Raw genomic sequence first — 22,144 nt, forward strand, 5'->3', positions numbered from 1 at the left:
GCGACCCGAGGTCGCCAAAGAGCGACCCGGCGTCGTTGGGGGAAGCGTCAGAGGTGCTTGCGCAGCTCGGCCTTGGCGAGGGAGTTCTTATGGACCTCGTCTGGGCCGTCGGCGAAGCGGAGCGTACGGACGCCCGCGAACGACGCGGCGAGCGGGAAGTCCTGCGAGAGGCCACCCGCACCGTGGGCCTGGATCGCCTTGTCGAGAATCCACTCGACCGTACGGGGGGTCGCGATCTTGATCGCCTGGATCTCCGAGTGCGCACCCTTGTTGCCGACGGTATCCATCAGCCAGGCCGTCTTGAGGGTCAGCAGGCGCAGCTGCTCAACCTTGACCCGCGACTCCGCGATCCAGTCGCGGATGACGCCCTGTTCGGCCAGCGGCTTGCCGAATGCGACGCGCTCGTTGACGCGCTTGCACATGAGCTCGATCGCACGCTCGGCGATGCCGATCGAGCGCATGCAGTGGTGGATGCGGCCCGGGCCGAGACGCGCTTGCGCGATCGCGAACCCGTCGCCCTCGCCGGCGATGAGGTTCGATGCCGGCACGCGGACGTCGGTGAACTCGATCTCGGCGTGGCCTCCGTGGTCGCGGTCGTCGTAGCCGAGCACGTGCATGCCGCGCTTGACGTTCACACCCGGGGTGTCACGCGGGACGAGGATCTGCGACTGCTGGCGGTGCCGTGCTGCCGTCGGGTCGGTCTTGCCCATGACGATGAAGATCTTGGCGGCGGGGTTCATCGCGCCGGTGATCCACCACTTGCGCCCGTTGATCACGTAGTCGTCGCCGTCGCGCACGATCGACGTGGCGATGTTGGTCGCGTCCGACGAGGCGACGTCGGGCTCGGTCATCGCGAACGACGACCGGATCTCGCCGGTGAGCAGCGGCTCGAGCCACTGCTTCTTCTGCTCTTCGGTGCCGAAGTCGTGCAGCACCTCCATGTTGCCCGTGTCGGGTGCGGCGCAGTTGAGCGCGACGGGGGCGATCGCGCCGCTGCGTCCGGTGATCTCGGCCAGCGGGGCGTACTGGAGGTTGGTGAGGCCTGCACCCTCCTTGCCAGGAAGGAAGAGGTTCCACAGCCCCTGCCGCTTCGCCTCCTCCTTGAGGCCCTCGATCATCGGCGGCGGACCCCAGCGTTCCGGGTTCGCGTCGATGTCGGCGTGAAAGGCCTCCTCGGCGGGATAGACGTGCTCGTCCATGAACGCGAGGAGCGTGGCGCGCAGCTCCTCCGTACGGGCGTCGAGTGCGAAGTCCATCGGTGCTCCTTCTGGCGGGGGGAGGGAGGATCAGCGGTGCGCGGCGTCGAGACCGAGGGCGATCAGCGGCTCGGTGACGTCGCCGATCCGGTCGAAGCCCTCACCCACGGTCTGCCCCTGGGTGTAGCGGTAGTGGATGCCCTCGGTGATGATCGCGAGCTTGTAGAACCCGAGTGCGAGGTGGAAACCCATCGAGGAGACGTCGCGTCCGCTGCGGGTCGAGTAGCGCTCGAGCACCTCGTCGACCGACGGGTAGCCCGACGCGCGGGTGGCGTCCGAGACAGCGCTCGCACCGGGGGTGCGTCCCATCTCCTGATAGACGATCGACAGCGCGATGTCCGACAGCGGGTCGCCGAGCGTCGCCATCTCCCAGTCGAGGACGGCCGTGATGCGGTCGCCGCCGGACGGCGTCGTGTCCACGAGGGCGTTGTCGAGCCGGAAGTCGCCATGCACGATCGCCGCGTCGGAGTGCGAGGGGACGTGGGCGGCGAGGTAGTCGTGCAGCGCGTCGTACCCGGCGAGCTCGCGGCTCTTGGACGCCTCGGCCTGCTTGGTCCAGCGCCGGACCTGGCGCTCGAGGTAGCCCTCGGCGCGTCCGAAGTCGCTGAGCCCGACCGACGCCGGGTCGACGGCGTGCAGGTCGGCGAGGGTGTCGATGAGGCGACCGGCGATGGTGGCGGTCCGCTCCGCGCCGAGCTCCTCGAGCTCGGCGGCACGTCGCATCGCACGACCCTCGGCCTTGCCCATCACGTAGAACGGCGCGCCGATGACCTCGGTGTCCTGGCACAGCGCGAAGACCTCGGGGACCGGTACGTCGGTCGGCGCGAGCGCCTCGATGACGGTGTGCTCGCGCGCCATGTCGTGGGCGGTCGCAAGGACGTGGCCGAGCGGCGGGCGGCGGACGATGAGGTGCGTCGTGCCGTCGGTCACGTCGTATGTGAGGTTCGAGCGGCCGCCGGGGATGACCTCCCCGGTGAGCGCGCCCGCGACGAGGCCGGGCGCCTCCTTGTCGAGGTAGGTGCCCAGCCGGTCGAGGTCCAGACCAGGGAGGTCGGCCATGGTCAGTCCCTCGGTCCGCCGGCGACGTAGATGACCTGGCCGGACACGAAACCGGACTCCTCGCTGGTGAGGAACGACGCCGTCGCCGCGATGTCCTCGGGCTGTCCGACGCGGGCGACCGGGATCTGCTGGGCGCTGAACTTCTTGAAGTCCTCGTAATCGACGCCCAGGCGCGCGGCCGTCTCGGCGGTCATCTCGGTCTCGATGAATCCTGGGGCGATCGCGTTGGCGGTGACGCCGAACTTGCCGAGCTCGATGGCGAGGGTCTTGGTGAAGCCCTGCATGCCCGCCTTGGCGGCCGAGTAGTTGGCCTGCCCGCGGTTGCCCAGCGCCGAGGTCGACGAGAGGTTGACGATGCGTCCGAACTTGGCCTCGACCATGAACTGCTGGGCGGCGCGGGCCATGAGAAAGGCGCCACGCAGGTGCACGTTCATGACCGAGTCCCAGTCGGAGACCGACATCTTGAACAGCATGTTGTCGCGGATGATGCCCGCGTTGTTGACGAGGATCGTCGGGCCACCGAGCTCGGCGACGATGCGCTCGAAGGCGCCGGCGACCGCCTGCTCGTCCGACACGTCTGCACCGACCGCGAGGGCCTTGCCCCCGGCTGCGGTGATCGCGTCGACGGTCGCGGCGCAGGAGGCCTCGTCGAGGTCGATCACCGCGACGGCGTGCCCGTCGGCGGCGAGTCGCTTGGCGACGGCGGCACCGATCCCGCGGGCCGCGCCAGTGACAATGGCAGTTCGCTGCTGGCTCACACGTACTCCTCGTTGCTTCTGCTGGTGCTCACGACCACGGGCTAAGCGATCGCTTAGCAACGTACCGCATTCGTCGTGAGCAAGGACACAGGGGAGCCGGGTGCGCGAGCGCCCTCGCCATCTCTGCCACGATCGATGCGTGCGACACCTCTTTGCCTGCGACCTCCGCTGGGCCGACATGGACGCGTTCGGGCACGTCAACAACGTCACGTACGCCGACTACCTGCGTGAAGCCCGCCTCGCGGCCGCCGAGGCCGAGGGTGCGCGTCCGGCACGCGTCCTGGCACTCGAGATCGACTACCGCGCTCCGCTCGTCTTCCGGCCCGAGCCTGCGCTCGTGGAGACGACGACGAACGCCGACGGCGTGCTGGTGCAGGAGATCGCCGACCGTCACGAGGACGGCGGCCGCACCGTCTATGCGCGGGGGAGGACGACGCTCGTACCCGACGGCGCAGTGCCGCTCGTGCGCCCCGATCCGTCGCTCACGGGCCGCCTTCCTGTGACCGTACGGGCGCGCGACCTCGGCAGCGACGGGTACGTCGACGAGGTCGCGACGCTCGAGCTCCTCCAGGAGGCCCGGGTCGCGTACGCCGACGCCATCGGGGCCCGCGACGAGCCCTGGGTGGTCGGGCGCAGTGAGACCACCTTCCTCCGTCCCTTCGGACGGCGGTCCTCGTGCGCGGTGTACGCCGGCATCGGCCGTCTCGGGACCTCGTCGTTCGTGATCCTCACCGAGCTCGTCGACGAGGCGCCGGACGGTGGCGGCGAGCCGGTCGTCGTGGCGAGCGGACACAACGTGATGGTCGGGTTCGACCCGCAGACTCAGCGGTCCCGCCCGCTCACCGCTCACGAACGCGCTCATCTGGAGCCTCACGTCGTCGCCGGTTGAGCCGACCGGGAGAATGGACGCGTGAGTCAGGACCAGGCGGAGCCGCAGCAGACCTTCTACGACGCGATCGGCGGGTACGACACGATCGCATCGATCGTCGCGGCCTTCTACGAAGGGGTCGCCGAGGACCCGGTGCTCCGGCCGATGTATCCGGAGGAGGACCTCGGCCCGGCTGAGGAGCGGTTCACGCTGTTCCTCGTCCAGTACTGGGGCGGGCCGACGACCTACTCCGAGCGTCGCGGCCACCCGCGTCTGCGCATGCGGCACGCGCCGTTCGCCGTCACCCCGACGGCGTCCGAGCACTGGCTGCGCCACTTCCGCGCGGCGCTCGACCGCGTGGCCCTGTCGCCCGAGCACGACCGCGAGTTCTGGGCGTACGTGACCCACGCGGCGCAGTTCATGATCAACACGCCCGAGGACCTCGGCTAGCGCCTACCGGCGTCGCCCGCGCTCGGGCTCGTCCTCCGGCTGGGCCGCAGGACCGCCGTCGCCCTCCGGCGCATCGCCCTCCGGGTCCTCCTCGGGCTCCGGCGCGACCTGCGGGGGAGCGCCGTACGCGGCGGCGTGGGCGTACGGGATGTCGATGTGCAGCGTGTCGAAGCGGTCCTTGATGAGCTCGCGCATCTCGCGTGCGACCTCCCACTGCTTGAGCGGCGCCGTCTTGAGCACGACGCGGACGACGACACCCTCGGCGGTCCAGCGCTCGACGCCCCAGACCTCCGGCTCCTCGAGGATCGCGCCGCTCCACTCGGGGTCCTGCCACAGCGCGTGCGCGACCTCATGCAGGACCTCGCGGACCCGCCTGAGGTCCACGTCGTACCCGACCGGGATGTCGAGCACGGTCCGCGCCCAGTTCTGGGACTGGTTGCCGACCCGCAGGATCTCGCCGTTGCGGACGTACCAGACCGTGCCGTTGACGTCGCGCAGCCGCGTCACACGCATGCTCACCGCCTCGACGGTGCCGACCGCGTCGCCGAGGTCGACGACGTCGCCGACGCCGTACTGGTCCTCGAGGATCATGAAGATGCCCGAGATGAAGTCCTTGACGAGGCTCTGCGCGCCGAAACCGAGGGCGACACCGAGGATGCCGGCGGACGCCAGCAGCGGCGCGATGTTGTAGCCGAGCGTCGCGATCACCATGAACGTGACGACGGTGAAGATCACGATCGTCGCGATGTTCTTGAGCAGCGAGCCCATGCTCTTGGCGCGCTGCTCGCGGCGCTCGTGCAGCAGGGGGGTGACCGCCTCCGCGGCACGTGCGCCGGGCACGGTGCCCGCGGCCGCCGAGCGGGTGACGCGATCGATCACGCGGTTGATCAGCCAGCGCGCCGCGACCCCGCCGAGGATCAGCAGCAGGATCGCCATCGGCTTGGCGAGCAGCAGGTCGGCGAGCTCGGCGAGGGTGTCGTTGTCGGTCCACCGATGGACCAGGCTGCACACCTGGTGGTCGGGGTCCTGCCAGCAGTTCTGGCTGAGGAGGCCCTCAGGGACCAGCTCGGGAACCAGCTCGTTGTCGGAGGCGAGGGCGGCAGCGGACATGCCCAAGACGTTAGCGGGCGCCCACCAGCGTCTGCGGACGCCTCCACGGGTCGCCCGGCGCCGAGCAGGCGTCCTCAACCTGAGCGGCAAGGCTCATCAGGAGCACGTCGGCGCCTGGATGGGCCGCCAGCATCGTCCCGATCGGCAGGCCTTCGGTGCTCCAGCCGGTCGGGAGCGAGACGGCCGGAGCGCCAGCGATGTTCCAGACGGACGTGTACGGGGTGAACGCCTTCTGCGCCGCGAAGTCCGCCGCAGGGTCGGAGTCGTCGCGCAGCGAGCCGACCGGCGCCGGGAGCTGCCCGAGCGTCGGGGTGAGGACCATGTCGTAGGCCTCGTACGCCTCGAGGGTCCGCTGCTCGGCCTGGCGCATCGCCAGCAGCGCTGCCGCGTACTCCGTGCCGCTCGCCGCGCGGCCGCGCTCCCGCTCCCAGCGGGTCAGCGGCCGCAGAAGCTCCTCGCGCTCGCGCGGCACCGGCGCGGACGCCGCCCCGACGAACCACACCGTCTCGAAGGCAGCGACGGTCTCCGGACCGAACGGGGGAGCGACATCCACGACGTCGTGGCCGAGCTTGACCAGGAGGCGGCTCATCTCCTCGTACGCGTCGAGGACCTCCGGGTCGGGCGGGAGGTCGCCGATGACCGGGTCGGCGAAGCGTGCCACCCGCAGGCGCCCCGGTGCGCGCTCACAGGCGTCGCTGAGCCGAGCGCCGGTGAGTGCGAGGACGTCGAGCAGGGCCGCCGCGTCGGCGACGGTGATCGCGAGCGGGCCGGGGACGGCGAGGCCCGAGACATCGATCTCCTCAGGCGTGCCAGGGACGAGGCCACGGGTCGGCTTGAAGCCGACGAGGCCGCAGGACGAGGCGGGGATGCGGATCGAGCCGCCGCCGTCCGACCCGACCGCGACCGGGAGCAAGCCGGCCGCGACAGCGGCGGCTGCGCCCCCGGACGAACCGCCCGCACCTCGGGTCAGGTCGTACGGGGTGCGCGCCGGCGGGGCGACGTCGGGCTCGGTGTAGCAGGGCAGGCCGAGCTCGGGGGTGTTGGTCTTGCCGAGGCTGATCATGCCGGCGGCAGCGACCCGCACGGCCGCTGTGCCGTCGGCGTCGGGGACGAGGTCGGCGAACGCCGCCGACCCGAAGGTCGTCCGTACGCCAGCGGTGGGGGTGAGGTCCTTGAGTGCGGTGGGGATGCCGAACAGCGGCGGGAGGAGGTCGGCGCTGGGGCCACGCAGGGCGTCCCGGGCGGAGGCGGCCGCCGCCCGCGCCTCGTCGGCCGTGACGGTGACGAAGGCGCCGACCTCCGCGTCGAGCGCCTCGATGCGTGCGAGGAGCGCGTCGACGACGGAGACGGGGTCGGTCTCGCGCCGCCGGTAGGCGGCAGCGAGGTCGAGTGCGGACGCGAGAACGCCGTCGGGGTCGGAAGGCATACCGCCGAGACTAGGGGAGTGAGGTGCTCGGTTAGAATGACCGTCATGCTGAGCCGGAGCCGTACCGCTGTCCGTTCCGCCGTCGCCGGTGCTCTCGTCGCATCGCCTCTGATCGCCGTCGCCGCCGCCACACCGGCCGCTGCTGACGTGCCGATCGGCTGGGAGGAGGGGACCCCGATGTCGACGCTCGACGTCCTGCTCGTCTTCGCCGGCATCCCGCTGGCGATCGCTGTGGTGCTCGCGCTGTTCGGCCTCATCCTCGCGCGTCGCACGACGCCGAGCTACCTTCCTTACGTCGCGGCGCCCGGTGCGGCGCTCACGTCGCCTGCCGAGCGCGCGGAGCTCACCTCCGGGCACTGACCGTTCTGATGACTTCGACACCCGAGGAGACCCGCCGATGAGCTTCTCGCGTCCTGGCGCCGTCGACCTGTCCGCTCTCAAGAAGCCGGCCGCACCCGCCGGCGCCTCCGCGGCGGGCCCTGCGCCCGCCGGTGCGTCGTGGGTGCTCGACGTCGGCGAACAGAACTTCCAGCAGGTGCTGCAGGCCTCGGTCGACCACGTGGTCGTGCTGTCCCTGTGGTCGTCGCGCTCGCCTCAAAGCAGCACGTTCAACCAGGTCCTCGCCGACGCCGTCAACGCGTACGCGGGCCGCATGCTGCTCGCGCAGATCGACGTGGACGCCAACCCGCAGATCGCCCAGATGCTCGGGGCGCAGGGCGTCCCGTTCGTGCTCGGGGTGGTCAAGGGCCAGCCGGTGCCGCTGTTCCAGGGCACGGCCGAGGATGCACAGGTCCGTCAGTACCTCGACGAGCTGCTCCGCGTCGCCGAGGCCAACGGCGTGACCGGCACCGCGGCGCCCGTCGGTGGCGCGGCGGCCTCTGACGAGGAGGAGCCTGCGGACGATCCGCGCTTCGCCGCTGCGGACGACGCGTACGCCGAGGGCGACTACGCCAAGGCGGTCGCCGAGTACGAGAAGCTGCTCGCCACGAACCCGGCCGACACCGAGGCCGCCGAGCGGCTTGCCGGCGCCAAACTGCTGCAGCGTACGGAGGGTGCCGAGCTGTCCGCAGCGCGTGACGCGGCGGCCCAGAACCCGGACGATATCGATGCGCAGCTGCTCGTCGCTGACCTCGACCTGTCCGGCGGGCACGTCGACGACGCGTTCGGGCGTCTCATCGACGTGGTGCGCCGTACGGCCGGTGACGACCGCGAGCGCATCCGCGCGCGGCTCGTCGAGTACTTCACGATCGTGGGCAATGATGATCCGCGAGTCGGCCAGGCCCGTCGGGCGCTCGCGACCGCGTTGTTCTGAGTGCGCTCGCGACCGCGTCCCGCGACGCGCGTGAACTGAACGCACGGAGACTTCGGGCGCCCGGCATACTTGCTCCATGCGACGGGTGGCGGGGATCGGGCTGCTCGCGCTCGGAATCCTCCTCGCGCTGGCCGGTGCGGTCGTCGCGGTGGCGATGGGTCCGGACGACCGCCTGACGACAGGCCCGCATGACGTGCGGGCCGACGGTCGCGCCGTCGTGACGCGGCCCGCGGTCCTGGCCCGGTACGGGCCGCAGGTGAGCGTCCTCGTCGAGGTCCCGGGCGACAAGCCGGTGTTCCTCGGGCTCGGGCACACGGTCGACGTCGAGGACTACGTCTCGTCGACCGCGCGGGTGGAGGTGACACGCTTTCGCGTGCCGTGGTCGCTGAAGTCCCGTGTCGCCACTGGCGAGCCGCAGCTCCGAGCCGCCCCGACCGCGCTCGACTGGTGGATCATGCAGGCGGCTGGTGTCGGGGGGGCGGAGCTGCGGTTCACGCTGCCCGACGAGCCGGTGTCGCTCGCGGTGCTCGCGGTCGGCGACTCCGACCTGAAAGGTCTGCGGGTCACGGCGTCGTACGAGGTTCCCGGGGCGTTCGGCGTCGGCGTCGGGATGGCCGCGACGGGTCTGGGTGCCGCGCTGCTGGGCCTGGTCGCGCTGAGGCTGGTCCCGGGGGTGGGGCGACGGACGCCACCGGTCGAAGCATCCGGCTTCGTCGACGACGAGTGGGACGTACCCTGGCCCGAGACCGACCCGTCCGACGCGGACACCTGGGACGACTTCCTGTCCGAGGAGGGCACGGCGGAGGGTCCTGCGACCAGGGCCGACCGCCCGTCCGCGCCGCCGAAGAAGCGCGGGGCGAAGCCGCGGTGGCCGAGGAAGGGCAAGGTCGGCAAACCGGGGCCTGGCACCGACAAGGAGGTGGCGAGATGAGTGAGAGAGCGGCCCGTACGGGCGCGCCGCGGTCGCTCGTCGCCGTCGGTGCCGCGTTGCTCGTCGTCTCGCTCGGCGGGTGCGGGGTGGTCCCGCTGGAGAAGACCAGTGCCGATGTGTCGAAGCTGGCGGCGGAGACGTCGACGGTGCAGCGGACGTACGACAACTACGAGAAGGCGCGCGGAGCTGCCTTCGCCGCGCTCGATCCCGAGGTGCTCGCGCTGGTCGAGACGGGCCCGGTGCTCGCGGTCGACACGGGCGCCATCGACGTGGCGAAGCGCTTGCACGGCAACGCGTCGACCGGGCGCGAGACGGCGCCGGCCGAGATCGAGGACGTCTACACGCCGCGGCTCGACGCGTACCCGCTGTGGTTCGTCGCCACCGCCCGCGACGAGGGGCGGGGGGTGCGGCGCATCCAGGTGTTCGAGCGCGCCTCGTCGACCGATCAGTGGGAGCTCACGGCCTCGCCGGAGGCGTTGCTCAGCACGGTGCTGCCGGTTCCGGAGACGGTCGACGGCGTGCTCCAGACGGTCGGGCCCGACGACGCCGACGGCCTCGTGAGCGCGCCGTCGCAGGCGCTGATGGCGTACGCCGCGACGCTGGGCAACCCGAGCTCGCCCCGTTCCACCGAGGTGACGGCCGACTCGTTCGTCTCGCAGATGCGGGCCCAGGCGGCGGGGCTCGCGCAGCCGGGCACGACGTTCCGGCGCACGTGGGCCTCCCAGCCCGTCCAGCACGCGGTGCGGACCAAGGACGGCGGCGCGCTCGTGTTCGGGACGCTGATGCGGCAGGACGGGTGGGTGCTGACGCCGGGCGCGACCGTACGGTGGCCGGCGGAGTCGGAGCACAAGGCCTATTTCGGCGACCCGATGTCGCGCTCGGGGGTCCTGCGCTACTACCACCAGGTGCTCATGTACATCCCGCCCACCGGCGGCGTCGGGCTCCCGCGGGTGCTCGCGCAGTACGGCGGTGTGATCGGGTCCGAGGACACCGGGCCGGTCGCCGCGCCCTGAGCCTCAGGCGGTCCCGCGGAACACGTGCCCCGCTTCGCGGTAGGCGTCGGCAGGGTCGTCGTCGAGGCTGTCGAGCAGCTCAATCGTCGCCCCTGTCGCGCGCTCGCGGACGAGGTCGCGGTCGCACCAGTGGACGGCGGCGATCTCGGTCGGCTGCAGGACCAGCGGGGTCTCGGGACCCCAGGCCTCGACGTCGAAGACGAACAGCACCGCGTCGTCCCACGCGCTCCACGGTGGGAGCCAGTTGACCGTACGAAGGCCCCTGACGCGTGCGTCGACGCCGAGCTCCTCGCGCAGCTCGCGCACGACCGCGTCGGCGGGAGACTCGCCGGGGTCGACGACACCGCCGGGCAGGTCCCACTCGCGCTTGTAGGTGAGCTCGCACAGCAGCACCCGCCCGTCCTGGTCGCAGACGAGCGCCTGTGCGATCGCGCGCTTCTTGGGCAGGGCGGCGTTGAGCATCGCGACGAACCCCTCCCGCGTCTGCGGGTGTGGGTCGTCGGCGAGCCGCGACAGCAGCTCCTGGTCGGGTCCTTCGACGTGCCGCAGCATCCCGTCGCGGCGCATGCCCGCGCGCGCCGCCGCGCGGCGGTCACCGACGGCGTCCTCGTCGATCAAGGTCTGGACGCGCGTCGCGCCGAGCTCCTCGAGCACGTACGTGACAGCGAGGTTGACGGCCTGCGACCGCCGCGGCTCCTCTGTGCTGCCGAGGTCCCACGAGAGGGTCGCGGTGCGCGCATCGTCGCGGTGCACCGTGATCGTGCCGAGGACGGCGTCGCCCTCGTGGATCTCGAGGCTGTCGCCGTCGGGGTGGAGCGTGAGGTCAGCCATCGGCCCGCTCCAGCCAGGTGACCGAGAGGGCCGGGAGGGTGAGCATCGCCGAGTGCTGCTGGCCGTGCCAGGGCTGCTCATCGGCCACCAGCGTGCGTACGGGATCGGTGCTCGCCCCTCCGTACGCGGCATCGTCGGTGCACATCACGACGTCCCACGGGCCGGGTGTGGGCAGCCCGACACGGTAGGAGTCCCAGGTCGCTCCGGACATGTTCGCCACGCAGACGAGACTACGACCGTCTGCGCGCCGGACGAAGGCATAGACGTTGTGCGTCGCGTCATCGGCCTCCAGCCATGCGAACCCGCCGGGGGAGTGATCGCCGGACCACAAGGCCGGGTTCGCCGCGTAGCGCGCGTTGAGGTCACTCACCAGCCGCTGCACGCCGGCGTGCGCGGTGGCGTCGTGCGCATCGGTGTCGAGGAGGTCCCAGTCGAGCGAACGCTCGTCGGACCACTCGCGCTCCTGCGCGATCTCGCCGCCCATGAAGAGGAGCTGCTTGCCGGGGTACGACCACTGGTAGGCGAGCAGCGCGCGCAGCGACGCGAACTGCTGTGCGTCGTCGCCGGCCATCTTGGTCAGCAGCGAGCCCTTGCCGTGAACCACCTCGTCGTGGGACAGCGGGAGGACGAAGTTCTCGGCGTGGTGGTACATCGTCGCGAACGTCAAGCGGTGGTGGTCCTGGCCGCGGAAGAGCGGGTCGGTCGCGAGGTAGCCGAGCGTGTCGTGCATCCAGCCGAGGTCCCACTTGAACCCGAAGCCGAGCCCGCCGTGGGCCACGTCGCGCGTGACGCCGTCGTAGGCGGTCGACTCCTCGGCGATCATCGCGATCCCGGGGAACCGTCCGTAGCAGGAGGCGTTGAGCTCCTGGAAGAACGAGACGGCGTCGAGGTCGATGTTGCCGCCGTGCAGGTTGGGGACCCAGTCGCCGGGCCCGCGCGAGTAGTCGAGGTAGAGCATCGACGCGACGGCGTCCACGCGCAGCCCGTCGACGTGGAACTCTTCGAGCCACCAGAACGCGTTGCCCAGCAGGAACTCGCGGACCTCGGGCTTGGTGAGGTCGAAGACGTACGTCCCCCAGTCGGGGTGCTCGCCGCGGCGTGGGTCGGGATGCTCGTACAGAGCCGTGCCGTCAAAGCGGCCGAGCGCCCACTCGTCGCGCGGGAAGTGCGCGGGGACCCAGTCGAGGATCACGCCGATGCCCGCGGTGTGGAAGGCGTCGACGAGCGCCCGGAAGTCGTCGGGATCGCCGAAGCGGGACGTCGGCGCGTAGTAGCCCGTCACCTGGTAGCCCCACGAGCCGCCGAACGGGTGCTCCATCACGGGCATCAGCTCGACGTGGGTGAAGCCGCGCTCGGCGACGTACGGGACGAGCGTGGTTGCCAGCTCGGCGTACGAGAGGCCGCGCCGCCACGAGCCGAGGTGCACCTCGTACACGCTCATCGGCTCAGCCCACGGGCGGCGGGCGGGGCGGGTGCTCATCCACGCGTCGTCGCTCCACTCGTGCCGCGAGGTGAAGACGCGCGAGGCGTTGGCCGGCGGGACCTCGGCCCACGCCTCGAACGGGTCGGCCTTCTGGCGCCACACACCGTCGGCTCCGTGGACCGCGTACTTGTAGAGCGCGCCGTCGCCGATGCCGTCGACGCGGCCGCGCCAGACTCCGTCGGCGTCGCGAGCGAGGCCGTGGCCGGCGCCGTCCCAGCCGTTGAAGTCGCCGAGGACCTGCACATCCTGGGCGTGCGGCGCCCACACGGCGAAGGTCACGCCGTCGTCACGGACATGAGCACCGAGGTCGCGCCACAGGTCTCGCGTCATGCGGTGGAGTCTTTCACGGGCGCACGGCTGCCCGTGAGCGGCTTCAGCCCTCGCGCGCCGCCCGTCCGGGTCAGAGAGGGCCCGGCCGCGGGCCGCGGGACGGGGGCGGCGGGGGAGCCGGCGCCGGAGGGGGTTCGGGAGCCGTCGGGGCCGGGCGCGGATCGTGGCGGACAGGGCGACCAGGGGTGGTCGGCTTCGGCTGCGGCTCGTCTCCCGGCATCGCATCCTCCTCGAGTCGAGCAGGGGGTCTGCCCAGTCGCCAGTCTGCCGCTGGCGCGGTGCCGCGAGGGCGGTCTTTCAGCGACCCCGCATCCGTTCTAGAGCGGCGCGCGGGATCGCGGCCCAGTCGGGGCGGTGGTCGCGCTCGTACACGTACTCGTAGAGGGCCTTGTCCACCTCGTACGCATCGAGCAGGGTCTCGACAGGCTCGACCGGCGGGGTGGCCGCGGTCTCGACCGGCGGTTGTTCGCTGGTCGAGCCTGTCGAGACCCCGTACCCGCGCAGGAACGCCGCCCGGTTGCGCGCGACCCATGCCTGCGCCCGCGTCACCTGGTCACCCTCGCCGCCGCCGGTCTGGACGAGGTAGGAGTGCGCCGCGTAATCGAACGAGCGCAGCATCCCTGCGACGTCGCGCCACGCGGAGTCGAGCGCCACGCGGGCGGCCAGTGTCGCTGTGGGCTCACCCTCGAAGTCGACGAGCTTCCAGCCCATGGTCGTCCGCAGCGTCTGACCGAGGTGCAGGTCACCGTGGACGCGCTGTGCGAGCACGGGCCCGGAGGCCGAGCGGAGCCGGTCGTAGCGGGCACGCGCCACGTCGGCGTACCTGTCGAGGTCCGGCATGCGGGTGAGGAGATCCGCGAGTCGCGCATCGAGCCTGTCAGCGAGGGCGGTGAGCCCGCCCTCGTCCCAGGTGGCCGTCGCGAGGCGCTGCGCCATCAGCGCGTGGACGAGTCGTACGGTCTCGCCCAGCCGCTCGGACTCCGCCGCGAAGTCGCCCCCCGCATCCTCGGGCGCGAGCTCGGGCTCGGCCAGGAGGTCCCGTACGCTCGCCCGCGCGCTGTCCCAGCCGTTGCTCGCCGTGCGGAGGAAGCGCTGCAGCATCGCCAGGTCATACGAGGTCCCGACCGGCGCCGTCGTGCCGGACGACGTCGTGCTGATCGCGCCCCACAGCGTGGCGATGGCCTCGTCGCCGGGGCCCGCGAGCGCGTCGTGCACCTCCACGTCGGGGTTGCGGCCGGCGACGACCTTGCGGAACACCTTCAGCAGCGCGGTCTCGTCGATCACCATCGACGTGTTGGACTGCTCGACCACCAGCAGCACCGACTCCGACCCGGTCCCGATCACCGGCTCGCCGTCGTCGCCGGCCGGGAGCAGCGAGAGGTACGTCGTGTCGTCGGGCGTGTCCGCGAAGAAGCCCCGTACGAGCACCTGCCGTGCCTCGGAGTCGTGCAGCGCGTCGTACACGAACAGCTCGTCGGCCAGCTCGCCGTGGCCGGGCGCGTACGCGCCGACGAGCCCGTACGCGTTGGCCTCGACCGGCTCGTGGCGGTAGGCCAGCGGCATGTTGTAGGTCTGCGTGCCGCCGGGCCCGCGTACGGTCACGAGCTCGAAGCGCACCCCGAGACCCGTGCTGGGCCGCTGGAGCCATCCGCGCGGCTCGATCGCTGCCAGCTCCCACCCCTCGCCCTCGCCGGCGAACCACCGCTGGCGGACCAGGTAGTCGAGAACCTCACTCCGGCCGTGGACACTGCGCTCGCTGCTCATCGGGCCCCCTCGCTGTCGACCGTACGGCCCAGGCGGAACCAGTAGAAGCCGTGGCCCGCGAGGGTCAGCAGGTACGGCAGCTCGCCGATCGCCGGGAACTCGACGCCGCCGAACATCTCGACCGGCTGGATCCCGTCGTACGCGTGCAGGTCGAGCTCGACCGGCTGCGGGAAGCGCGACAGGTTGTTGACGCACAGCATCACGTCGCCGTCGTGCTCGCGGACGAACGACAGCACGGACGGGTTGGAGCCGCCGAGGTCGCGGAACGTCCCGACGCCGAACGCGCGGTGCTGCTTGCGGATGTGGATCATGCGGCGCGTCCAGTGCAGCAGCGAGGAGGTGTTCTCCTGCTGCGCCTCGACGTTGACAGCCTGGTAGCCGAAGACCGGGTCCATGATCACGGGCAGCCCGAGCTTGCCGGGGGTCGCCACCGAGAAGCCGGCGTTGCGGTCGGGCGTCCACTGCATCGGCGTACGGACGCCGTCGCGGTCGCCGAGCCAGATGTTGTCGCCCATGCCGATCTCGTCGCCGTAGTAGAGCACCGGCGAGCCCGGCAGGCTCAGCAGCAACGCCGTGAACAGCTCCATGCGGTTGGTGTCGTTGTCGAGCAGCGGTGCGAGGCGCCGCCGGATGCCGATGTTGGCCTTCATCCGCGGGTCGGTGGCGTACTCACGCCACATGTAGTCGCGATCCTCGTCGGTCACCATCTCGAGGGTGAGCTCGTCGTGGTTGCGAAGGAAGATGCCCCACTGGCACCCCGCGGGGATGTCGGGCGTCTGCTCCATGATCTCGCTGATCGGGTAGCGCGACTCCCTCCGTACGCCCATGAACAGGCGCGGCATCACGGGGAAGTGGAAGCACATGTGGCACTCGTCGCCGCCGACGGCGGGGTCGCCGAAGTAGTCGACGACCTCGGAGGGCCACTGGTTCGCCTCGGCGAGCAGCACACGTCCGGGGTAGTGGTCGTCGACATAGCGGCGGACCTTCTTGAGGAAGTCGTGCGTCCGGGGAAGGTTCTCGCAGCTGGTGCCCTCCTCCTCGTACAGGTACGGGACGGCGTCGAGCCGGAAGCCGTCGACGCCCAGGTCCAGCCAGAACCGCAGCGCGTCGATCATCGCGTCGTGGACGGCGGGGTTCTCGAAGTTGAGGTCGGGCTGGTGGCCGTAGAAGCGGTGCCAGTAGTACTGGCCGCGTACCGGGTCGTACGTCCAGTTGGACGCCTCGGTGTCGACGAAGATGATGCGGGTGTCGGCGTACGCCTCGCCGGTGTCGTGCCAGACGTAGAAGTCCCCGTACGGACCCTCGGGGTCGGTCCGCGACGCCTGGAACCACGGATGCGCGTCGGACGTGTGGTTCATGACGACATCGATGATGATGCGGATGCCGCGCGCGTGAGCGGCGTCGAGCAGCACCTTGAAGTCGTCGACCGTGCCGAGCTCGGGGGAGACGGACGTGTAGTCGGCGACGTCGTAGCCGCCGTCGCGCAGCGGCGACGGGAAGAACGGGGGAAGCCACAGGCAGTCCACGCCCAGCCACGACAGATAGTCGAGCTTGCTCGTCACCCCGGCGAGATCGCCGATCCCGTCACCGGTCGAGTCGTGGAAGGAGCGGACGAGGACCTCGTAGAAGACGGCGCGCTGGAACCACAGCGGGTCGTCGTCCCGCCGGTCTGGGGGAGTCACCGGCGCGGGGGCGGGGGCGTTCATGCGCGCCACCCTAACCCCCAGCGTCCTGCCCGCCTCCCGGGTCGGGCGCCTGTACGGCACTAGGCTGGTGCGCATGCTTCTGGCCGCGTTCGCCGCCCTGCTCTGCGGGATCGCCCTCGGCGGTGTCCTGGTCTGGTGGTCGAGCCGCCGCGAACCACCCGAGCCGGTCACCGGACGGCGCCTCACGCCGATCGCGCCGGAGCTCAAGCAGGCTCAGCTCGACACCCGTGGCAACCGTCCGGTCGACGACGTGACGCGTTCGGAGATCACGCGCCTGCTCCAGACCGGGCGCAAGATGGAGGCGATCCGGCTCTTGCACGCGAGCACGGACATGTCGCTGCTCCAGGCGAAGGCGCGTGTCGAGGAGTGGTCGGACGCGGTCGAGCGGCGGCTCATTGCGCAGGCGTACGCCGATGCGCGCGACCTCGCTCACGACGAGATCGACGAGGCGCTCGCGGACGACCTGCGGGAGCTGCTCGGCCTCCGGCTCGGCCGCTGGCGCGCGCTCAAGCTGCTGCGCCGCCGGACCACGATGCGGCTCGCGGACGCGTTCGACTACATCGACACGATCCGCCGCACCTCGCTGGTCGAGTAGGGCGAGGAACGGCTCGTATCGAGACCCCGCTGCCGTCACCAGGCGTCAGATAAGTACACCGGGCGCCGCGTATGCCCGTCGCTCCGTGCACAGAACCGGAGCCTCGTAGGGGGCCTGGCGCGTGGCTCAGCGCAGCACGGTCAGCACGTGCGCGACGGGGGAGTCGCCGCCGAGCTTCACGTAGTCGTCCTCGCCCCACTCGAACACGTCCCCGGTCAGCTCGTCCCGTACGGCGAACCGCTCACCCCATCCGATCCCGAGCGCCGGCAGGTCGAGGTGCACCGTCGTCTCGTGCGTCACCGGCGGCTCGAGGTTCGCGACGACGATGACGACGTCGTCGCGGTCGTCGCCGACGTACCGCCGCGAGAAGCACAGGACGTGGTCCGACTCCGTCTCGTGCACGCGCAGCCGGTGGAGCTGACGCAGCGCTGGGTGCTCGCGGCGGATCTCGTTGAGCCGTGCGATGAACGGCGCCAGCGAGTGTGGCGCGTCGAAGTCGCGGTGCTTGATCTCGTACTTCTCCGAGTCGAGGCACTCCTCCGACCCCGGCCGCAGCGGCGTGTGCTCGAGCAGCTCGAAGCCCGAGTAGACACCCCACGTCGGCGCTCCCGTCGCCGCCAGCACCGCCCGCAGCCGGAACATCGCCGGATCGCCGGACTGCAGGTGCACCGGGAGGATGTCCGGGGTGTTCACCCAGAACGCCGGCCGCATCACCGCAGCCTTGCGGCCCGACACCTCCTCCAGATAGGCGGCGAGCTCGTCCTTGGTCTCGCGCCAGGTGAAGTACGTGTACGACTGGTGGAACCCGACCATCCCAAGCGCCCGCATCATCGCGGGGCGCGTGAACGCCTCGGCGAGGAAGACGACGTCGGGGTCCGTACGCCGTACCTCGGCGAGAAGCCGCTCCCAGAACGGCACCGGCTTCGTGTGCGGGTTGTCGACGCGGAAGATCCGGATGCCGTGCGCCATCCAGTGGCGGACGACGCCGAGGACGGCCTCGTACAGGCCATCGGGGTCGGTGTCGAAGTTGAGCGGATAGATGTCCTGGTACTTCTTCGGCGGGTTCTCCGCGTACGCGATCGTGCCGTCGGCGCGGTGCGTGAACCATTCCGGGTGGGCGGCGACCCACGGGTGGTCGGGTGCGCACTGCAGCGCGAGATCGAGCGCCACCTCCATGCCCCGCTCGCGGGTTGCGGCCACGAACGCGTCGAGGTCGTCGAGCGTGCCGAGGTCGGGATGCACTGCGTCGTGCCCGCCCTCCGCGGCGCCGATCGCCCACGGGGAGCCGGGGTCGCCGGGCTCGGCCACGAGGGAGTTGTTGCGCCCCTTGCGGTTGACGCGCCCGATCGGGTGGACGGGCGGCAGGTAGACGACGTCGAACCCCATCGCCGCCACGCGGTCGAGCTCGCCGATCGCGCCGCGCAGCCCTCCGTACGAGCGGGGGAACAGCTCGTACCATGCGCCGGCCAGCGCCCGCTCCCGGTCCGCGAACAGCGGGTACGACCGCGTGCTGCCGAGCAGGTCGCGCACCGGGAAGCGGCTCATCACGTCGAGGACCTCGGGCGTCGTCGCGGCCTCGAGACGCTCGGAGGGGGAGCGGCGATTGTCGCGCAAGACCTTCGCGGCCGCCCGCAGCGTTGCGCGCTCGGCGGTCCGGCCGCGGGGGAGCGCCTTGGCCGCGCGTTCGAGCAGCACGGCGCCCTCGACCGGCATCAGCTCGGTGTCGACGTCGGCGGCGACCTTGATCGGCGCGTCGTGCAGCCACGTGCCGTACGGGTCGGACCAGGTCTCGATCCGGTACGACCAGGGGCCGACCGCGTCGAGCGTCACCCACAGCTCGTGGTGGTCGTTGTCGAGGTGGGGGAGCGCAAGGCGCGGTCGGTCCTTGCCGTCGGGGCCGGTGAGCACGACTCCGGCGCCGAGCTCGTCATGGCCCTCACGGAAGATCCGCGCCCGGATCGGGAAGGGCTCACCGACCGTGGCCTTCGCGGCGTACGTCCCGTTCTCGACGACCGGGCACACGTCCATCACCGGGATCCGCAGCATGCGCGCCACGCTATCCGACCCCGGTCGCCGCCCCTCTCGCCCGGACGTCATACGTCCTGTGGGTGGGGACCACCGATTCGTATGACGTCCCGGGCTCGTCCACAGGTGGTGACGCAGACGAGCTCCGTACGGACTTGGCGGACACACGCTCAAGGCATGCACAAGCAGATGACGAGGGACGAGGCACGGCGCGCGCGGCGCCGCCGGGTACGGCGCGAGGCGCAGACACAGGACGGGGTTCTGTCACGCCGACAGCTGTACGGGACGGGGCTCAGCCGTTGGGAGGTCGGGGCAGAGCTGAGGGCAGAGCGGTGGAGGCTGCACGGGCGTCAGACCATCGCCGTCCACACCGGTGACCTCGCGGGCGACGCGATGTTGTGGCACGCGGTCATCGAGGCCGGAGCACGCGGTGTCCTCGACGGGGTCAGCGCCCTCGTCGCCGCCGGTCTCACGGGCTTCACGATCCCCGCCGTACGGGTGTCGGTGCCACGTGGCGCGCGGGTCGTGAAGATCGCGGGGATCGACATCCGGCAGACGAGGCGGCTGCGTCCGTCCGACCGCGTCGGCGCCGGAATCCCGCGCGTCTGGCCCTGGATCGCCGCCGTACGGGGAGCGTTGTGGGCCCGCACGGATCGGGAGGCGGCGACGCTGCTCGCGATGGTCGTCCAGCAGCGGCTCACGACCGCCAAACGGATCGGGCTCGCCCTGCTCGACGTGCGACGCGACCGCCGTCGACGCTTCGTGGAGATGATCGTGCTGGACCTCATCGGTGGGGCGCAGTCGCTCGGCGAGCTCGACTTCGCCGGGATGGCGCGCCGGCGCGGTCTGCCCGAGCCGGATCGACAGGTCGTACGGCGGGGACGCGACGGCAGGATCTACCTGGACGTCATTTGGGAGGCGTTCGCGGTCGTCGTCGAGATCGATGGCATCCACCACGCGTTCGCACAGAACCTCGTCAACGACGCGCTGCGCCACAACGCGGTGACGCTGCGCATCGCGACGGTGCTCCGGCTCCCGTTGCTCGGCCTGCGCGTCGCGTCGGACGCCTTCTTCGCGCAGATCGCCGAGGCGCTCGTCGCCGGCGGATGGATCCCTCCGGACGTCATACGTTCTGCGGGTTCGGACCCTCAGAACGTATGACGTTACGGAAGGGGCGCGTCAGGCGCCGAGGAGGAGGACGAGGGAGTGTGAGGCGACCGGCAACGTGTGCGCCACGGCGCCGCTGCGCTCGAGGTCGGCGGTGTCGAGCGCGACCTCGTACGAGGCCGGCCACGGCGCCTCCGGGAGCTGCCACGACACCGTGGAGTCGCCCCCGTTGAGCAGCAGCACCGCGCAGCGATCGTCCGGACCGCCGTCCAGCGCCATCCCGAGCGTACGAAGCGCGCCGTCGTGCCAGTCGTGCTCCTCCCAGTCCCGCCCGTCGGGGTGCAGCCAGCGCACGTCCTGCCGCCCCGTCTGCGCCGCCACCTCCCCGGTGAAGAACCGCGTCGTCCGCAGCACGGGGTGCGCCGCCCGCAGCGCGGTGAGTCGGCCGACGACGCCGCGCAGGTGCTCCCACCCCACGTCCGGGATCCACGGCACCCAGGTGAGCGCGCTGTCGTGGCAGTACGCGTTGTTGTTGCCGTGCTGCGTCTGCCCGTGCTCGTCGCCGGCGCGCAGCATCGGCACCCCTGCGGCGAGCAGCGTGGTGGCGACGAGGTTCGCGGCCTGGCGTCGGCGCAGGGCGAGCACGCCGACGTCGTCCGTCTCGCCCTCGGCCCCGCAGTTCCAGGAGCGGTTGTCGGCGTGCCCGTCGCGGTTGTCCTCGCCGTTGGCCTCGTTGTGCTTCTCGTCGTACGAGACGAGGTCGCGCAGCGTGAACCCGTCGTGGGCCGTCACGAAGCTCACCGACGCCTGCGGCGGACGCCCGCTCGGCTCGAACTCCTGCGACGACCCGGCCAGCCGTCGGGCGATCCCGGCGACCCCGCCGGCGCCGCCGTGCGCAGGCCCCCGCCAGAAGTCGCGCACGTCGTCGCGGAACCGGTCGTTCCACTCGGCCCACCCGTGCGGGTAGCCGCCGACGAGGTAGCCGTCCATGCTCGCGTCCCACGGCTCGGCGATCAGCTTGACCCCGCGCAGCACCGGGTCGCGCCCGATCGTCGCGATCAGCGACTGCTCGACGTCGACGCGTCCGCGCCCGACCCGCGCGAGCGCCGACGCGAGGTCGAACCGGAACCCGTCGACGTGCATCTCGCGCACCCAGTAGCGCAGCGACTCCACGATCAGCGCCGCCGCCGGCGCCGCGTCGGCGCGCACCGTGTTGCCGCAGCCGGTGACGTCGAAATAGTGCCCCTGCGCGTGCCGGTAGTAGCCGGTGTCGTCAAGCACCCGCAGGTGGATGCGCGGCCCGCCCGCTCCGCTCTCGCCGGTGTGGTTGTAGACGACGTCGAGCACGACCTCGAGCCCGCGCGCGTGCAGCGCCCGCACCATCTCCTTGAACTCACGCACAGGATCGCCGCCGGCGGCGTACGGAGCGTGCGGCGCGAGGAACGCGACGGAGTTGTAGCCCCAATAGTTGACGAGCCCGCGCTCGGCGACGGTCGGCTCGGTGACGAAGTGGTGCAACGGCATCAGCTCGACGGTCGTCACGCCGAGCGCGACGAGGTGGTCGAGCACCGCCGGGTGCGCCAACCCGGCGTACGTCCCCCGCAGCTCCTCGGGCACGTCGGGATGCCGCATGGTCAGCCCCCGCACGTGCGCCTCGTACAGGACCGTCCGGTCCCACGGGATCCGCGGCGCGACATCGGCGCCCCAGTCGAAGGCGGTGTCGGCGACGTACGCACGCAGGCGCGAGGTGTTGCCGTCGAGCCCACCGGTGACGTGCAGCGCGTACGGGTCGAGCACCTGGACCCCGTCGACGACGAACGCGTACTCCTGCCCCGGACCGACCCCGAGCACCTCGACGTGCCACACCGAGCCCGTACGCGACTCAACCTCGTACGTCCCGATGCCGGGCAGATCGAGGACGACCTGGCGTGCGCGTGGGGCGTGGATCGCGAAGTTCACGCCCGAGACGACCCGGCGGGCGCCGAGGGGGTGCGGGCTCCCCGTCGCACTCGGGTGGCGCTCGTACGCCCATGCCTCGGCCATGCCCCCATCATCGGGCACCCCAGCCCTCCGGCCGTACGCGCCCGGTCCGGCGCGTACAGGGTTCGCTACCCTCGGTA

19 protein-coding genes are annotated in these 22,144 nt (G+C 71.4%); 8 read left to right on the plus strand and 11 right to left on the minus strand.

All coding sequences use genetic code 11. The features are described from left to right. Positions 1 to 47 precede the first annotated feature (47 nt). Genes ACFSDF_RS16145 through fabG form a run of 3 tightly spaced genes read right to left on the minus strand, consistent with a single transcriptional unit; the run spans position 48 to position 3,073 of the window. On the minus strand, positions 48 to 1,256 hold the full coding sequence (locus ACFSDF_RS16145; RefSeq protein ID WP_377158287.1) for an acyl-CoA dehydrogenase family protein: 1,209 nt from the start codon (positions 1,254 to 1,256) through the stop codon (positions 48 to 50). Positions 1,257 to 1,286: 30 nt separating this feature from the next. Beyond that, positions 1,287 to 2,315, minus strand: coding sequence for a phosphotransferase family protein (locus tag ACFSDF_RS16150; RefSeq protein WP_208322372.1), 1,029 nt, complete (start codon positions 2,313 to 2,315; stop codon positions 1,287 to 1,289). A 2-nt stretch (positions 2,316 to 2,317) separates the two neighbouring features. After that, positions 2,318 to 3,073 (minus strand): 3-oxoacyl-ACP reductase FabG, encoded by a 756-nt coding sequence (fabG, locus tag ACFSDF_RS16155; protein WP_167003917.1) that lies wholly within the window; start codon positions 3,071 to 3,073, stop codon positions 2,318 to 2,320. Between the two features lie 139 nt (positions 3,074 to 3,212). On the opposite strand from fabG, the gene ACFSDF_RS16160 reads away from it, so the two are divergent. Further along, positions 3,213 to 3,962 carry an acyl-CoA thioesterase gene (locus ACFSDF_RS16160; RefSeq protein WP_377158290.1) on the plus strand — a complete coding sequence of 250 codons (750 nt, stop codon included), beginning with the start codon at positions 3,213 to 3,215 and terminating at the stop codon, positions 3,960 to 3,962. A 21-nt stretch (positions 3,963 to 3,983) separates the two neighbouring features. Then, positions 3,984 to 4,391 (plus strand): globin, encoded by a 408-nt coding sequence (locus ACFSDF_RS16165; RefSeq protein WP_167250261.1) that lies wholly within the window; start codon positions 3,984 to 3,986, stop codon positions 4,389 to 4,391. Positions 4,392 to 4,394: 3 nt separating this feature from the next. On the opposite strand, the gene ACFSDF_RS16170 is transcribed toward ACFSDF_RS16165, so the two are convergent. Both ACFSDF_RS16170 and ACFSDF_RS16175 read right to left on the minus strand, forming a co-directional pair. Continuing rightward, the gene (locus ACFSDF_RS16170; protein ID WP_377158292.1) at positions 4,395 to 5,501 is read right to left on the minus strand and encodes a mechanosensitive ion channel family protein; all 1,107 of its coding nucleotides are present in this window, start codon (positions 5,499 to 5,501) and stop codon (positions 4,395 to 4,397) included. 10 nt (positions 5,502 to 5,511) lie between these two features. Further along, positions 5,512 to 6,927, minus strand: a complete 1,416-nt coding sequence (locus ACFSDF_RS16175; RefSeq protein ID WP_377158294.1) for an amidase — start codon at positions 6,925 to 6,927, stop codon at positions 5,512 to 5,514. A gap of 45 nt (positions 6,928 to 6,972) precedes the next feature. Here ACFSDF_RS16175 and ACFSDF_RS16180 point away from each other — a divergent pair, with 45 nt between their 5' ends. From ACFSDF_RS16180 to ACFSDF_RS16195, 4 genes are all read left to right on the plus strand, one after another. Next, positions 6,973 to 7,287 (plus strand): hypothetical protein, encoded by a 315-nt coding sequence (locus tag ACFSDF_RS16180; protein ID WP_167003902.1) that lies wholly within the window; start codon positions 6,973 to 6,975, stop codon positions 7,285 to 7,287. A 37-nt stretch (positions 7,288 to 7,324) separates the two neighbouring features. Next, positions 7,325 to 8,239 (plus strand): tetratricopeptide repeat protein, encoded by a 915-nt coding sequence (locus ACFSDF_RS16185; protein WP_377158296.1) that lies wholly within the window; start codon positions 7,325 to 7,327, stop codon positions 8,237 to 8,239. Positions 8,240 to 8,315: 76 nt separating this feature from the next. Then, positions 8,316 to 9,170 carry a hypothetical protein gene (locus ACFSDF_RS16190; RefSeq protein ID WP_167003896.1) on the plus strand — a complete coding sequence of 285 codons (855 nt, stop codon included), beginning with the start codon at positions 8,316 to 8,318 and terminating at the stop codon, positions 9,168 to 9,170. Then, on the plus strand, positions 9,167 to 10,183 hold the full coding sequence (locus ACFSDF_RS16195) for a DUF8094 domain-containing protein (protein WP_167003894.1): 1,017 nt from the start codon (positions 9,167 to 9,169) through the stop codon (positions 10,181 to 10,183). The genes ACFSDF_RS16190 and ACFSDF_RS16195 overlap by 4 nt, the downstream gene beginning before the upstream one ends. A gap of 3 nt (positions 10,184 to 10,186) precedes the next feature. Here the strand turns inward: ACFSDF_RS16195 and ACFSDF_RS16200 are convergent, their stop codons facing one another. The 4 genes from ACFSDF_RS16200 to treS form a co-directional block, all read right to left on the minus strand. Beyond that, entirely contained in the window at positions 10,187 to 11,014 is an 828-nt protein-coding gene (locus ACFSDF_RS16200) for an NUDIX hydrolase (RefSeq protein ID WP_279587732.1), read from the minus strand. Beyond that, the gene (gene glgB / locus ACFSDF_RS16205; protein WP_377158299.1) at positions 11,007 to 12,827 is read right to left on the minus strand and encodes a 1,4-alpha-glucan branching protein GlgB; all 1,821 of its coding nucleotides are present in this window, start codon (positions 12,825 to 12,827) and stop codon (positions 11,007 to 11,009) included. Before glgB ends, ACFSDF_RS16200 begins: the two co-directional genes overlap by 8 nt. Positions 12,828 to 13,124: 297 nt before the next feature. After that, positions 13,125 to 14,591 (minus strand): maltokinase N-terminal cap-like domain-containing protein, encoded by a 1,467-nt coding sequence (locus ACFSDF_RS16210; RefSeq protein ID WP_377158301.1) that lies wholly within the window; start codon positions 14,589 to 14,591, stop codon positions 13,125 to 13,127. Continuing rightward, on the minus strand, positions 14,588 to 16,372 hold the full coding sequence (treS, locus tag ACFSDF_RS16215; RefSeq protein WP_208322369.1) for a maltose alpha-D-glucosyltransferase: 1,785 nt from the start codon (positions 16,370 to 16,372) through the stop codon (positions 14,588 to 14,590). Before treS ends, ACFSDF_RS16210 begins: the two co-directional genes overlap by 4 nt. On the opposite strand from treS, the gene ACFSDF_RS16220 reads away from it, so the two are divergent. Next, a complete protein-coding gene (locus ACFSDF_RS16220) occupies positions 16,371 to 16,892 on the plus strand; it encodes a hypothetical protein (RefSeq protein ID WP_167003884.1) in 522 nt (173 codons plus the stop codon). The genes treS and ACFSDF_RS16220 overlap by 2 nt on opposite strands. Positions 16,893 to 17,018: 126 nt before the next feature. Here the strand turns inward: ACFSDF_RS16220 and ACFSDF_RS16225 are convergent, their stop codons facing one another. Further along, positions 17,019 to 18,938, minus strand: coding sequence for an alpha-1,4-glucan--maltose-1-phosphate maltosyltransferase (locus ACFSDF_RS16225; protein WP_377158304.1), 1,920 nt, complete (start codon positions 18,936 to 18,938; stop codon positions 17,019 to 17,021). 156 nt (positions 18,939 to 19,094) lie between these two features. Between ACFSDF_RS16225 and ACFSDF_RS16230 the strand changes: the two genes are divergently transcribed. Then, positions 19,095 to 20,078 carry a hypothetical protein gene (locus ACFSDF_RS16230; RefSeq protein ID WP_377158306.1) on the plus strand — a complete coding sequence of 328 codons (984 nt, stop codon included), beginning with the start codon at positions 19,095 to 19,097 and terminating at the stop codon, positions 20,076 to 20,078. 18 nt (positions 20,079 to 20,096) lie between these two features. On the opposite strand, the gene glgX is transcribed toward ACFSDF_RS16230, so the two are convergent. Next, on the minus strand, positions 20,097 to 22,067 hold the full coding sequence (glgX, locus tag ACFSDF_RS16235) for a glycogen debranching protein GlgX (protein WP_377158308.1): 1,971 nt from the start codon (positions 22,065 to 22,067) through the stop codon (positions 20,097 to 20,099). Positions 22,068 to 22,144: the final 77 nt, after the last annotated feature.

The sequence above is a fragment of the Mumia zhuanghuii genome, from assembly GCF_042681565.1.
Taxonomy (GTDB): Bacteria; Actinomycetota; Actinomycetes; order Propionibacteriales; family Nocardioidaceae; genus Mumia.